General features: G+C 68.8%; 13 protein-coding genes. 3 read left to right on the top strand and 10 right to left on the bottom strand.

The genetic code is table 11. The features are described 5' to 3' along the window. Positions 1 to 144 precede the first annotated feature (144 nt). The 6 genes from JX613_RS07135 to JX613_RS07115 all read right to left on the bottom strand — a co-directional run bounded on the left by JX613_RS07135 (position 145) and on the right by JX613_RS07115 (position 6,444). Positions 145 to 1,845, bottom strand: a complete 1,701-nt coding sequence (locus JX613_RS07135; protein ID WP_207100767.1) for an ABC transporter ATP-binding protein — start codon at positions 1,843 to 1,845, stop codon at positions 145 to 147. A 5-nt stretch (positions 1,846 to 1,850) separates the two neighbouring features. Beyond that, a complete protein-coding gene (locus JX613_RS20375; protein WP_419538823.1) occupies positions 1,851 to 2,258 on the bottom strand; it encodes an ATP-binding cassette domain-containing protein in 408 nt (135 codons plus the stop codon). Further along, entirely contained in the window at positions 2,171 to 2,443 is a 273-nt protein-coding gene (locus JX613_RS20370) for an ATP-binding cassette domain-containing protein (protein ID WP_419538822.1), read from the bottom strand. The genes JX613_RS20375 and JX613_RS20370 overlap by 88 nt, the downstream gene beginning before the upstream one ends. A 155-nt stretch (positions 2,444 to 2,598) precedes the next feature. Further along, on the bottom strand, positions 2,599 to 3,909 hold the full coding sequence (glcF, locus tag JX613_RS07125) for a glycolate oxidase subunit GlcF (protein WP_207100766.1): 1,311 nt from the start codon (positions 3,907 to 3,909) through the stop codon (positions 2,599 to 2,601). Position 3,910: 1 nt separating this feature from the next. Continuing rightward, complete coding sequence (locus JX613_RS07120; RefSeq protein WP_207100765.1) at positions 3,911 to 5,005, bottom strand: FAD-binding protein; 1,095 nt, start codon at positions 5,003 to 5,005, stop codon at positions 3,911 to 3,913. Next, a complete protein-coding gene (locus JX613_RS07115; protein ID WP_207100841.1) occupies positions 5,002 to 6,444 on the bottom strand; it encodes an FAD-linked oxidase C-terminal domain-containing protein in 1,443 nt (480 codons plus the stop codon). Before JX613_RS07115 ends, JX613_RS07120 begins: the two co-directional genes overlap by 4 nt. A 95-nt stretch (positions 6,445 to 6,539) precedes the next feature. On the opposite strand from JX613_RS07115, the gene JX613_RS07110 reads away from it, so the two are divergent. The 3 genes from JX613_RS07110 (at position 6,540) to JX613_RS07100 (ending at position 9,508) form a co-directional block, all read left to right on the top strand. After that, on the top strand, positions 6,540 to 7,316 hold the full coding sequence (locus JX613_RS07110) for an FCD domain-containing protein (RefSeq protein WP_207100764.1): 777 nt from the start codon (positions 6,540 to 6,542) through the stop codon (positions 7,314 to 7,316). Between the two features lie 5 nt (positions 7,317 to 7,321). Continuing rightward, positions 7,322 to 8,569, top strand: coding sequence for a glycerate kinase type-2 family protein (locus JX613_RS07105; RefSeq protein ID WP_207100763.1), 1,248 nt, complete (start codon positions 7,322 to 7,324; stop codon positions 8,567 to 8,569). A gap of 267 nt (positions 8,570 to 8,836) precedes the next feature. Next, positions 8,837 to 9,508 (top strand): Crp/Fnr family transcriptional regulator, encoded by a 672-nt coding sequence (locus JX613_RS07100; RefSeq protein WP_207100762.1) that lies wholly within the window; start codon positions 8,837 to 8,839, stop codon positions 9,506 to 9,508. Here JX613_RS07100 and JX613_RS07095 read toward each other — a convergent pair whose 3' ends face one another. From JX613_RS07095 to JX613_RS07080, 4 genes are read right to left on the bottom strand one after another with little or no spacing between them, the layout of a single operon-like run. Beyond that, on the bottom strand, positions 9,509 to 10,675 hold the full coding sequence (locus JX613_RS07095) for a phenylacetate--CoA ligase family protein (protein ID WP_207100761.1): 1,167 nt from the start codon (positions 10,673 to 10,675) through the stop codon (positions 9,509 to 9,511). Between the two features lie 10 nt (positions 10,676 to 10,685). After that, positions 10,686 to 11,474, bottom strand: a complete 789-nt coding sequence (locus tag JX613_RS07090) for an ABC transporter ATP-binding protein (RefSeq protein WP_207100760.1) — start codon at positions 11,472 to 11,474, stop codon at positions 10,686 to 10,688. 4 nt (positions 11,475 to 11,478) lie between these two features. Continuing rightward, positions 11,479 to 12,708, bottom strand: a complete 1,230-nt coding sequence (locus JX613_RS07085; protein WP_207100759.1) for an ABC transporter substrate-binding protein — start codon at positions 12,706 to 12,708, stop codon at positions 11,479 to 11,481. 37 nt (positions 12,709 to 12,745) lie between these two features. Then, positions 12,746 to 13,819 (bottom strand): branched-chain amino acid ABC transporter permease, encoded by a 1,074-nt coding sequence (locus JX613_RS07080; protein WP_207100758.1) that lies wholly within the window; start codon positions 13,817 to 13,819, stop codon positions 12,746 to 12,748. Positions 13,820 to 13,823: the final 4 nt, after the last annotated feature.

Below are 13,823 nucleotides of genomic sequence, written 5' to 3'. Positions count from 1 at the left end.
CGGGACGGAAAAGCCTTGGCGGGCGACATGGGAAACCATGCCGGATGGCCCAGGATACCACATTCCGCCGGAAGTCCTGCGATTCCCTGACGGTTTCGCAGCCGATCCGGTCCAAAGGCCCTTGGAATGAAGGCAGCGCCCGGGTCAGGCCGCCAGCCGGGCGTAGATCCCGCCCCGGGCGATCAGGTCGGCATGGCTGCCGGTTTCCGCGATCCGGCCCGCCTGCATGACCACGATGCGGTCGGCGTTGCGGATGGTGCCCAGCCGGTGGGCGATCACCAGCGTGGTGCGCCCCACGGCCAGCGCGTCCAGCGCCCCCTGGATCTCGCGTTCGGTCTGGCTGTCCAGCGCGCTTGTCGCCTCGTCCAGGATCAGGATCGGGGGGTTCTTCAGGAAGGCCCGCGCGATGGCCACGCGCTGCTTCTGGCCGCCCGACAGCATCACGCCGCGTTCGCCCACGACCGTGTCCAGCCCCTCGGGCAGCGATTCAATCATCTGGGTCAGCTGCGCCTGCGCGGCGGCCTGGCGGATCTCCTCATCCGTCGCGCCCAGGCGGCCATAGCCGATGTTTTCGCGCAAGCTGCCGCCGAACAGGAACACGTCCTGGCTGACCAGCCCGATCTGGCGGCGCAGGCTGTTCAGCCGCATGGCGGGCAGCGCCAGCCCGTCCACGGTGATCCGGCCCCGCGTCGGTTCGTAAAAGCGCGGCAGCAGCGCCAGCAGCGTGGTCTTGCCCGCCCCCGACGGGCCGACAAAGGCCACCGTTTCGCCCGCGCGCACGGTCAGGTCGATGCCGTCCAGAATGGTGCGGCCTTCCTCATAGGCGAAGCCCACGTCTTCAAAGCGGATGTCGCCGCGCAGGGCCGGGGCCTCGATGGCGCCGGGGGCGTCGGCGATCTCGGGCTCGGTCGCCAGCAGTTCCTGGTAACGGCGGAAACCGGCGATGCCGCGCGGATAGGTCTCGATCACGGCGGCGATCTTTTCCAGGGGGCGATAGAAGACGGCGACCAGCAGCAAGAAGCCCACGAAGCCGCCGGTGGTCAGATCCCCCGACAGAACGAAGCCCGCGCCCACCACCATCACGATCACCTGCACCAGCCGCAGGCCCATGTATTGCAGGGCGTTGGACGCGGCCATCACGCGATAGGCGTCCAGCTTGGCCTGGCGGTAGCGGGCGTTGTCGGCGGCGAACAGGTGGTTCTCGTGCGCCTCGTTCCCGAAGGCCTGGACCACGCGGACGCCGCCCAGCGTTTCCTCCAGCCGGACGTTGAAATCGCCCACGCGGGAATAGATGGCGCGCCAGGTCTGGGTCATGCGTCCGCCATAGACGATCACGATGGCCAGCATCGCCGGCACGATCAGCGCCACGATCACCGCAAGCTGCGGGTTCACCCAGAACATCAGCGCGAAGGCGCCGACAAAGGTCATGATCGCGATAAAGGCATCCTCGGGGCCGTGATGGGCGACCTCTCCGATCTCCTCCAGGTCGCGGGTCACGCGCGCCACCAGCTTGCCGGTGCGGGCGCGGTCATACCAGCGCCAGGACAGCCGGGTCAGGTGGTCGAAGGCGCGGGCGCGCATTTCGGTCTCGATGTTGATGCCCAGCTTGTGGCCCCAATAGATCACCACCGTCAGCAGGCCCGCGTTGATCGCGTAAAGCACCAGAAGCCCCACGGCGGCGGCTACCGTCAGCGTCCAGTCGCCCTGCGGCAGCAGGTGGTCGATGAAGGCGGTGATCGCCAGCGGAAAGGCCAGTTCCAGCAGGCCCGACAGCACCGCGCAGCCGAAATCCAGCCAGAACAGGCCCATGAAGGGGCGGTAATAGGCAAAGAACTGGCGCAGCATCGGGTTTATCCTTCAGGCGGGATGGCCACCGGGCTGCCGTCGGCGCGGGTCAGCACCTGCATCGGCAGGCCATGGATCTGTTCCAGCGCGTGGGGCCGCATCAGGTCGGAAGGCCCGCCCTGCAAGGACAGCCGCCCGCCCTTCAGCGCGACCGCGTGGTCGCAGAATCGGGCGGCCATGTTGACCTCGTGCAACACGATCACGGCGCTGCGGCCCGCCTCATGGCACATGCGGCGGACAAGCGCCAGAACCTCGACCTGGTGGGCGATGCCGAACGCGCTGATCGGTTCGTCCGGCAGCAGGATGCCCGCCTGCCGGGCGACCATCATCGCCAGCCAGGCCCGCTGGCGTTCGCCGCCCGACAGGGTATCGACCAGGCGGTCCGCAAAGGGCGTGACGCCGCATTCCTCCATCGCGCGGGCGACGGTGCCGTGGTCCTGGGGCCTGAAGCGGCCAGGCGGCGGGCATAGTCGCGGGGGCACCAGTCGCCAAGCGCCCGGCCCTCGAAGGCGACGGCGCCGCTGGCCGTGACCTGCCGGGCCAGCACCTTGAGCAGCGTCGATTTGCCCGATCCGTTATGCCCGATCAGCGCGATCATCCGGCCCGGCGGCCGGGCACGTTCACGGTCAGGTCGCGGATGGAAAAGAGGCTCATCGCTGCGGTCTCATCATCAGCCAGATCAGCCAGGGCGCGCCGATCAGGGCCGCGCCGGTGACATGATCGTCGGGACGCGCGAGGCCCAGGCGGCTGCCTTTAACCTTGCTGCGGTATTTTCACGCCCTGCAAGGCGCGGGGGCGGGGACCGCCGGTGGCCCAGTCCAGCAGTTCCGCCGTGTGGACGACCGGCACGCCGGTGCCCGACCCGATCTGCATCATGCAGCCGATGTTTCCGGCGGCGATGACCTGGGGGCGGGTGGCCTCCAGCGTGGCGACCTTGCGAGCCTTCAGTTCGGCGCTGATGGCGGGCTGCATCAGGTTGTAGGTGCCCGCCGATCCGCAGCAGATGTGGCTGTCCTTGGGTTCAAGGACGGTGAAGCCCGCGTCGGTCAGCAGTTCCTTGGGCGTGGCCTTGATCCCCTGCCCGTGTTGCAACGAACAGGCGGCGTGATAGCCGACGCGCAGCGGCGCGGCGTGGGTGGCATCCGTCAGGCCCAGGTCGGCCATGACCTCGGTGATGTCGCGGGCCAGTTTGGCCACGCGGGCGGCGTCGGCCTCCAGCGGGTCGCCCGCGAACATATGGCCGTAATCCTTGACGGTCGTGCCGCAGCCCGAGGTGTTGATGACCACCGCGTCCAGCCCCGCGCCGTCGATTTCCGCCGCCAGCGCGCGGATGTTGGCTGCGGCCATCGCGTGGCTTTCGCCGGTGCGGCCCATGTGGTGGGTCAGCGCGCCGCAGCAGCCGAGGCCCTTCGGGATCACCACCTCGCAGCCGTGGCGGCGCAGCAGGCGGACCGTGGCGTCGTTGATGTCGGTGTTCAGCGCCCGTTGCGCGCAGCCCACCAGCAGCGCCACGCGCTTGCGGCGGGCGCCTTGGGCCGGGAAGACCTGCGGGCGGTCGTTGAGGCTGGGGGGCGCGATGTCCTGCGGGGCCATGTCCAGCATGGCGCGCAACCGGGGGTCGGGCATCAGGCGGCGCAGCGGGCGCGCCAGTTTCGCACCCCGCAGCGCCAGCCGAAAACGGCCGGGATAGGGCAGGATCTTCGCCAGAAGCCAGCGCAGCAGGCGATCAGACAGGGGGCGGCGATAGTGCGCCTCGATATACTCGCGGGCGTGATCGACCAGGTGCATGTAATGCACGCCCGACGGGCAGGTCGTCATGCAGGACAAACAGGACAAACAGCGGTCGATGTGCTGGACGGTCTTCGGATCCGGCACGCGGCTGTTTTCCAGCATGTCCTTGATCAGGTAGATGCGGCCCCGCGGGCTGTCGAGTTCATCGCCCAGAACCTTGTAGGTCGGGCAGGTGGCCGTGCAAAAGCCGCAATGGACGCAGGTGCGCAGGATTTCGTTCGAACGCGCGGTCAGCGGGTCGGCCAGTTGCTGGGCGGTGAAGGTGGTCTGCATCTTACGCGTCCATCAGGCCGGGGTTGAGGATGCCCGCCGGATCAAAGGTCCGCCGCAGTCCGTCCTGCAGCCGGGCAACCGCGCCGGTCAGCGGCGGAAAGGCAGGGCCTGCGGCGCCGTCGCGGCGGACCAGCGTGGCATGGGGGGCAAGGGCGCGCGGGTTTTCAACGCCGCGATACCAGATCAGTCCCCCGCCCCAATCCAGCGAGCAGTCCCCGCCCATCGCCCGCAGGCGGTCGCAGAGGCCCGGCGCGTCGGTCGGCTTGCAGAGGATCCGCCACAGCGGCCCACTGCCCGCGAAATGCGCCGCGTCGCGGATGGCGTTCCAGGGGGCGTCCTCCAGCACCTGCGGGTTCCAGTCGGCCAGCAGCGCCAGCAGCCGGTCGCGGCGATAGGCGAGCTGGCCTTCCAGCCCCTCGACCCGCAGGTAAGCGGTGCCGCCGACATGGGCCGCGCCCGAGACCTCGTAGGGGGTGGAGAGCGCGGCGGTGAAGATGCGCAGCGCCGTGGCTTCATTGATGCCGGGAAAGGCCAGCGTCGTGCGGGCGGGCAGCAGCGGCAGGGTCTTCAGCACCACCTCGGTCAGCACGGCCAGCGTGCCATGCGATCCGGCCAGCAGCTTGGACAGGTCAAGCCCGGTGACGTTCTTCATCACCCGCCCGCCGTTCTTCAGCACGCGCCCCCGGCCATCGACAAAGCGCACCCCCAGCAGGTGATCGCGGCAGGCCCCCGCCAGCACCCGGCGCGGGCCGGAGGCATTGGCGGCAACCACGCCCCCCAGGGTGGGCGTGCCGTTCCCGCCCAGGACGGCGCGCAGGTCGGGCGGCTCGAAGGCCAAGGCCTGGCCTTCGGCGTCCAGCATCTGCTGGATCTCGGGCAGGGGCGTGCCGGGGCGGGCGATCAGGGTCATCTCGCCCGGGGAATAGGTGACGACGCCGGACAGGCGCGACAGGGACAGGGTTTCGCCGGGGCCACGGTTTTCCACCCGTGTGCCGCCGCCTTTGATGCGCAGGGAGGTGCGGCGGGCGTGGCAGTCGGCGATGATCTCGCCGACCTCGGCCTCGGTCGTGGGGACCAGATCCAATGCCACGCTCATTCCGCCGCCCTCGCCCGGTGGGCGGCGCTGGCTTCCAGCGGAAAGACCTTGGCGGGGTTCAGCAGCCAGCCGGGGTCGAAGACATCCTTCACCTGCATCTGGATCGCCAGATCGTCGGGGCCATACTGGTCCCCCATCAGGTCGCGCTTTTCCACGCCCACGCCATGTTCGCCGGTCAGGCAGCCGCCGACCTCGACGCACAGGCGCAGGATGTCGGCCCCGAAAGCCTCGGCGCGGGCCAGGTCGCCGGGGGTGTTGGCGTCGAACAGGATCAGGGGGTGCATGTTGCCGTCGCCCGCATGAAAGACATTGGCGACCTCCAGCCCGTGCTGGCGCGACAGCTCGCCGATCCGGCGCAGGGTATAGGGCAGTTGCCCCACGGGCACGGTGCCGTCCAGGCAGATGTAGTCGCCCAGCCGGCCCATGGCGCCGAAGGCCGACTTGCGGCCCTTCCAGATCGCCAGCGCCTCGTCGGCGTTGCGGCTTTCGCGGAACTCGACCGGGTTCAGGGCACCCGCGATGGCGCGGATGCGGGCGATCTGGTCGTCGATCTCGGCGCGCGAACCCTCGACCTCGACGATCAGCACGGCGGGGCAGTCGGGATAGCCTGCCTTGGCGAAGGCCTCGACCGCGCGCAGGCAGGGTTCGTCCATGTATTCGATGGCGACCGGCAGGACGCCGGACCGGATGATCCGGGCCACGCATTCGCCCGCCGTTTCCGCCGAATCGAATCCGATCAGCACGGGCCGCGCGCCTTCGGGGCGGGGCAGGATGCGCAGGGTGGCCTCGGTCACGACGCCAAGCTGGCCTTCCGATCCGCAGAGGATGCCCAGCAGGTCCAGCCCCATCGGCCCCATCTCGGGTCCGCCCAGGTCCACGACCTCTCCGGTCGTCAGGACCACCGTCGCGCCCAGCAGGTTGTTGGTCGTCACCCCGTATTTCAGGCAATGCGCCCCGCCCGAGTTCATGGCGATATTGCCCGCGATGGTGCAGGCCAGTTGAGAGGACGGGTCGGGGGCATAGAAGAACCCGTAAGGTTCCAGTTCCGCGCTGACCGACAGGTTCGTCACGCCGGTCTGCACGCGGACGTATCGGTTGTCGGTGTCCACCTCCAGCACCTCGCGCAGGCGCATGGTGCCCAGGATCACGCAATCGGCGGTGGGCAGCGCGCCCCCGGCCAGCGATGTCCCCGCACCGCGCGGCACCACCGGCACGCCCATGCCGTCGCAGACGCGCATCACCGCCGCGACCTCTGCCGTCGTGCGCGGCAGCACGACGGCCAGCGGCGGACAGCGATAGGCGGTCAGCGCGTCGCATTCATAGGCGCGGGTTTCCTGCGGGTCGTCGATCACCGCATCCGGGGGCAGCACCGCGCGCAGGGCCGCGACGATCTGCGGCACGCGGGCGATGACGCCCGCATCGGGCGCGGGCATGGCGATGGACATGGCTCTGCCTCCCTGTTCGGGGTTTGGTAAAATAAATTGACCAAGCCTGTCAATTGCGATGAGATGGGCGCAAGCACAAGGGCCTTGCCATGACCGACTTTTCCATCCGCCCCGAACGCGCGGCCGAGGCCGTGGCCCGCCATGTCGAGACGCTGATCCTGGAAGGCGCGCTGGCCCCCGGCGAAGGGCTGCTGCCCGAACGGGATCTCGCGGCGCGGCTGAACGTTTCGCGCCCCACGCTGCGCGACGGCTTGAGGCTGTTGCAGGATCGCGGGCTGCTGGTGGGAGAAAAGGGGCGGGGCTTGCGCGTGGCGGCCCTGGGCCGGGCGGCGATCACCGATCCGCTGCTGGCGCTGCTGGCTGAACGCCCCGAGGTCGAGGACGATTACCTGGATTTCCGCGACGTGGTGGAAAGCCATGCCGCCGCCCTGGCCGCCGCCCGCGCCACGTCCCTGGACCGCGACCGCATCCGCGCCGCCCTGGACGCGATCGAGGCCGCGCACGCCGCCGCCAACCCCGATGACGAAGCCCTGGCCGACGCCGCCCTGCACCAGGCCATCTACGAGGCCAGCCACAACCTTGTGCTGTTGCAGATCATGCGCGCGCTGTCGGCCAACCTGCGCAGCAACGTGGCGGCCAATCGGGGGCGCATGTTCACGCGGCCCCAGGTCCGCGACCGTCTGCGCGACCAGCACCGGGCCATCGGGGGGGCGATCCTGTCCGGCGATGCGGATGCTGCCCGGACTGCGGCCCATGCGCATCTGGCCTATGTCCGCCAAGCCGCGCAGGATCTGGCCCGGGCCGAGGCCCATCACGAGACCGCCCGCCGCCGCCAGTCGGGCGGCGGCCTGGGGCAGCGGCGGTGAACCCCGTGACCGATCCCGCCGCCTTCCTGCGCGCCCTGTTCGACCGCGCGGTCGGGGCCGCCGACCCGATGCGGATGCTGGCCGCGCATCTGCCGCCAAAGCCTTCGGGCCGGGTGCTGGTGATCGGCGCGGGCAAGGCCAGCGCGCGGATGGCCGAGGCGGCCGAGGCCGCCTGGGACCCCTGCGACGGGCTGGTCATCACCCGCTATGGCCATGCCCGCCCCTGCCGGGGGGTTCAGATCGTCGAGGCCGCCCATCCCGTGCCCGACACCGCAGGCGCCGAGGCGACAGGGCGGATGCTGTCCCTGCTGGAGGGCCTGACGGATAAGGATTTCGTGCTGGCGCTGATCTCGGGCGGGGCATCGGCGCTTCTCTGCGCGCCGGTGCCGGGGGTGACGCTGGCGGAAAAGCAGGCGGTGAATGCGGCGCTTTTGGCCTCGGGCGCGCCGATCGGACAGATGAACACGGTGCGCAAGCACCTGTCCCGCGTGAAGGGCGGGCAACTGGCGGCGGCGGCCTGGCCCGCGCGGATGCTGTCCCTGATGATTTCCGACGTGCCGGGGGACGATCCGGCCTTTATCGGATCCGGGCCGACGGTGGGCGACGCCTCCACCCCCGCCGACGCGCTGGCGGTTCTGGACCGCTGGTCAATCCCGGTTCCCGCCAGCGTGACCCGCGCCCTGCAAGGGGCAAGCCGCGTGGTCCCGCCCAGCGATCCGCGCCTACTGCGGGTCGGGAACCGCGTCATCGCCGCCCCCGCGCAATCGCTGGCCGCCGCCGCCGAACTGGCCCGCGCGGCGGGCTGCACCGTCGAGACCCTGGGCGATTCCCTGGAAGGCGAGGCGCGCGAGGTCGCAGCCGACCACGCCCGGCTGGCCCTGGCGCGGCAGGCCGCCCGCCGCCCCGGCGATCCGCCGCTGCTGATTCTTTCGGGGGGCGAGCTGACCGTGACGCGCCGGGGGAACGGGATCGGCGGGCCGAATGCGGAATACTGCCTGGCGCTGGCCCTGGCGCTGAATGGCGCTGCGGGCATCCACGCGCTGGCCTGCGACACCGACGGCATCGACGGGGCGGCCCCTGTCGCGGGGGCGATGATCGGTCCCGGCACGCTGGCCCGCGCCACCCCCACGGATGCCGCCCGGGCCCTGGCCTGCAACGACGCCCATGCCCTGTTTGGGCGGATTTCCGCCCAGGTGGTCACAGGGCCCACGTTGACGAATGTGAATGATTTCAGAGCGATCCTGGTTCTTTAATTGCCGTTTGACCGTTCAATGAAAAACTTCCGGGTTTTTCCGCGGCGAAATGTCGCCTGCTTGACACTTCCGCTGCCATGAAGGGTCTATCAGCAAGGGGCGCAGTCGTGGTGCGTAAAAAACCTGGGTTAGGTACGAGTTCAGGCTATCCCGATGCATCCTCGATGCAGGCCCTTGCCGGGCCCGGGATAGCCATTTTGCCTGTTTATTCCATGTCATTTCCTGGTTTACTGCGGTCATGCTGGCTGTGGATGGACCGATTCCACGATGATCGACCCTTCGGATTACGCCCCGCTGTTCGACTCGCCGATCATGTCGGGCTTGTCGCGGGATCAGAAACACGCGCTGCTGGCATCCTGCACGCTGCGCAGCCTGAAGGCCCCCACCTATATCCTGCGCCAGGGCGAGCCCACGACCGGCAGCTATTTCATCGCCTCGGGCCGGGTCGAGGTGGGCTATGTCGACGCGTCCGGCAACCAGGTGATCGTCCACATGGCCCGCCCCGGCGAGATGCTGGGCGAGGTCGAGGCCCTGTCTGGACGCCCCTGCGCCTGCAGTTGCCTGACGCTGCCCGACACGACCGTGCTGTTCTGCCCGGCCAAGGCGCTTTACGCCCATGTGCCGTCGCATATCCTGATCCCGAACCTGTGCACGATCCTGCATGACCGGCTGATGCGGGAAAACCGCAACCGCACGGCGGATCATTACTACAGCGCCGACCAGCGGATCCGGCTGTATCTGCGCCAGCTGACCAGCGACACGGACAATGCCGTGCGCATCAGCCAGTCGCAGCTGGGCGTGGTGATCGGCTGTTCGCGCCAGACGGTGAACAGGATGCTGGGCGAATTGCGCGACAAGGGCATCATCGAACTGGGGCGCAACGCCGTGCGCGTGCTGGACCGGGCGCGGCTGTCCGACGGCGCCCCGGCGGTGGAATGATCAGCGCAGGTCCGCGATGACGCGGCCGTCGTTGGGCAGGCTGCCCGGGGCCACCACCTCGACCGAGCCTTTCAGGCGGGTGATTTCCGCCAGCTTGTCGGCCAGGGCGGCGGCGGCATTGCTGTCGGGGTGTTCGGCCAGCAGGTGCATCCGGTCCTGTTCGCCCGCCCGGCTGATTTCCAGCCGCAGGCGGCGGCAGCCGGGAACCGCGCGGCCCAGGGCGGCGATCTGCTCGGGGCGCACGAACATGCCCTTGACCTTGGCGGCCTGGTCCGCGCGGCCCATCCAGCCCTTGATGCGGCGCGCGCCGGTGGCGCCGGGAATGACCGCCGACATGTCGCCCGTGGCGAAGCGCAGCAGGGGATAGTCGGCGTCCAGCCGGGTGACCACGATCTCGCCCACCTCGCCGTCGGGGACGGGATCGCCGGTGCCGGGGCGCACGATTTCGACGATCGCGCCGCCGTTCAGCACCATGCCAGGCCCGCCATCCTCGTATGCCACGATCCCCAGGTCGGCGGTGCCGTAGCATTGGCTGACCGCGACCCCGCGCCCCGACAGTTCCGCCCGCAAGCTGTCGGGCAGGGCCGCGCCCGTGACCATGCCGATTTCCAGGCAGGAACGGTCCACGCCCGCCTCGTCGGCCTTGTCCAGGATGATCTTGAGGAAATCCGGCACGCCCACATAGACGCGCGGGCGATACTGCCGGATCGCCACAAGCTGGTCGGCGGTGTTGCCGGGACCGGCGGGAATGACGGGGCAGCGAAGCGCCTCGGCCCCCGCCTCGAAGATGAAGGCGGCTGGGGTCAGGTGATAGGAAAAGGTGTTCAGGATCACGTCCCCCGCCTGCACCCCCGCCGCCGACAGGGCCGCGGCCGATCCCCACCAGTTCGGCCCGCGCCCCTCGGGGTCGAAGATCGGGCCGGGCGACACGAACAGGCGGCGCAGCCCCGCGACCGGCCCGCCCGTCAGCCCGCCGAAGGGCGGCTGCGCGGCCTGCAGGTCCACCAGATCCGACTTGCGCAGCACCGGCAGGCGCGCCAGGTCGGCCAGGCTGTCCAGCGGTGTCGCGGGCAGGTCGGCCCAGCGGCCTTGCGTTTCGCGCATCCGCGCCAGTTGCGCGTTCAGGCGGGCCAGCGGGCCGCCCGCGTCGGGAAGATCGGCAATCATCGGGCTTTCCTCAGGCCAGCCAGCGCTTGCGCCGGCGATAGTGTTTGACGTTGCGGTAATCGGTGTGTTCCGCCCCGCCCAGATAGAAGTCCTGCACGTCGGGATTCGACTTCAGCACCTCGGCCGCGCCCGACATGACGACCTGTCCCTGTTCGATCAGATAGGCGCGGCTGACGATGTCCAGCGTGGCCGCCGCGTTCTGTTCGACCAGCAGCACCGACAGCCCTTCGCGGGCGTTGATCTCGCCGATGATGCCGAAGATTTCCTGCACCAGCAGCGGCGACAGGCCCAGCGAGGGTTCGTCCAGCATGATCAGCTTGGGTTCGGTCATCAGCGCCCGGCCGATGGCCAGCATCTGCTGTTCGCCCCCCGACAGGTATCCAGCCTTGGACTTGATGCGTTCCTTGAGGCGCGGGAAATAGGCATAGACCTGGTCGCGGAGTTCGTTGAACCGGCTGACGCTGCGCCCGCGATAGGCGGCCACAAGGTTTTCGTCCGGCGTCAGGTGGCCGAAGATGCGCCGGCCTTCCAGCACATGCACCAGGCCCCCCGCCACCCGTTCGGGCGCCCCCAGGTTCAGGATGGATCGGTCGCCAAAGCGGATTTCCCCGCGCGTGACCAGCCCGCGCTCGGGGCCCAGAAGCCCCGAGATGGATTTCAGCGTCGTGGATTTGCCCGCGCCGTTCGATCCCAGCAGGGCGACCATCTCGCCCTCCCCCACCTCAAGCGAGACGCCCTTGATGGCCAGGAAGACCTTGTCATAGATGACCTCGACGTTTTCCAGAACAAGCGCGGGCATGGCGTCAATGCTCGGCTGCGTATTTGGCGGCCGATTCCTCGATCACCTGGCGGATCAGGTCGGGATAGGCGGCGTGCCAGTCGGAAACCGGCACCCACTTTTCGCCGTCCCATTCCGACACCCGGCCCGCGCCGCCGCCCTGGTGGTCCTCGGCGGTATAGGTGACGGCGGGCATCAGCCCCTCGGCATCAAAGCCCGCGATCTTCTCGAAGCCTGCCTTCAGGCCTTCGCCGGTCAGCGGCTGGCCGCCTTCCAGGCCAAGGCGCGCGGCCTCGACCGCGACGGCCATGGTCGCCACGCCCAGGTTGTAATAGCTGGTGCCGACATTGGCCGCCTCGCCCGAGCCCTTGCCCGCGTCGATCACCTTTTCCTGGATGCGCTGGATGATCGGATGGTCGGTGCCCGATGCCGTCGCCTCGAAGCGTTTGACACCCTTCATGGCGGGGCCGACGTTCGCGGCGTCGGTTTCGGCCAGCCAGATCACCGAATGGATCTGTTCGGGGCGGATGCCGTTCTGGATGGCGGTCTTGACCGACACGGCCTGCCCGCCGCCCGCGCCCCAGATCAGGACGTAGTCGGGGCGGTAACGCCGCACCTCGGACCAGGCGGCGGACTGTTCGTTGCCGGGGCTGGCATAGGGGAAGGCCTGGAACTCGAACTTCTCCTGTTCGGACAGGGCTTCAAGGATCGGGCCGGGTTCGCGGCCGAAGGGGCTGTCGATATGGACGATGGCGATCTTCTTGCCTTCCAGCCCGCCGTTGTTCTTCATGTGCTCGATCAGGGCGGCGGCCTGCGCCCAATAGGTCGGCATCATCGGGAAGACATAGGGAAAGACCGTTCCGTCGGAGGCGTCGCCGCGCCCGTGGGCGGGGGTGATGACCACGTTCTTGTCGGCCTGCGCCTGGTCCAGGATCGCGGCGGAAACCGGCGTGGACAGGAAGTCGAACAGAACCGCACCTTCCTCCTTGGCGCGGTTATAAGCCTCGATCCCCCGCTGGGGCTGGTTGCCGGTGTCGCGAACGATGGCGGTGACGGAATTGCCCTGGCCCAGGACGCCTTCGGCATTCGCCAGCGCCAGATAGTCCTGCTGGCCCTGGTTATACTGCCCGGTCACGAAGGTATAAACCGCCGTGAAGTCCTGAAGCAGCCCGAACTTGACATCCTCGGCCGCGACGGGCGCGGACAGCCCGGCCACCAGGGCGGTCGTCAGCGCCAGCTTGCGCAGAAAGGTCATGTGTTTTCCTCCCATCATTTCCCCCTCCCCAGGGGTTTCAGCTTCTGGCGTGGCGGAACGGCCAGACCAGGAAATACTTGCGGATGTTGTCGTAAATCTTGGCCAGGCCCAGCGGCTCCAGCAGCAGAAAGCCGATGATCATCGCGCCGTAGATCATCAAGGGCAGGTGCGAGAGAAAATTCTGGCTGACCGGCACCCAGCCGGATGCGGCCAGGCTGGACACGAGGTTCGTCAGGAAAATCGGCGCCAGCAGCACGAAGCCCGCGCCCAGCCAGGATCCGATCACCGATCCAAGGCCCCCCACCAGCACCATGGCGACAAGCTGGATGGACACGTTGAAGCCGAACTGTTCCGGCGTCACCGCGCGATAAAAGCAGAAGGCCAGGATCGCGCCCGTCACCCCGCCCATGAACGATGACGTGAAGAAGGCCATCAGCTTGGTCTTGAACGGGTCCACCCCGATCACGGCGGCGGCGAAGTCCTTGTCGCGGATCGCCACCAGGGCGCGCCCGAACGAGGTGCGCTTGACGTTCATGAAGAACACCGTCAGCAGCACCGCCCAGGCCAGCGCCAGCCAGTAGCGCGCGGCGAGGCTTTCGACCGGCAGGAACAGGAAGCTGACCGCAGGGGTGCGCAGCGTGGCGTGCGCGCCGCCGGAAATGGCGGGGACGTTCACCACCACCCAATCGACCAGATACTGCATCGCCAGCGTGGCCATGACCAGGTAAAGCCCCTTCACCCGCAGCGCCGCGCCCCCGAAGACCGCGCCGATCACCGCCGAGATCAGGCCGGACAGCAGCAGCGACAGTTCAAAGGGCACGCCCGCCCGGACCAGGTGGATGGACGCATAGGCCCCGATCGCCATCACGGCGGCAAAGCCGAAATGCAGCTGTCCCGCCAGTCCCATCAGCAGCGTCAGCGACAGCGCCGCCGCCGACCAGATCACCCAGGGCAGGACATAGCTGCCCAGATACAGCGGCGAGACATAGAGCGGCGCCAGCAGCGCAAGGACCAGCAGGGCGATAACCAGCCAGCGGTCCGTGGGGATCTTCCACAGCTTGCGGTCGGCCGCGTAGCTGGTGTGATAGGTGCCCGAGAGGCGATAGAACATGGCG

This window comes from Paracoccus shandongensis, assembly GCF_017315735.1.
GTDB classification, from domain to species: Bacteria; Pseudomonadota; Alphaproteobacteria; order Rhodobacterales; family Rhodobacteraceae; genus Paracoccus; species Paracoccus shandongensis.
This window is presented reverse-complemented; position numbering and strand designations above follow the sequence as displayed.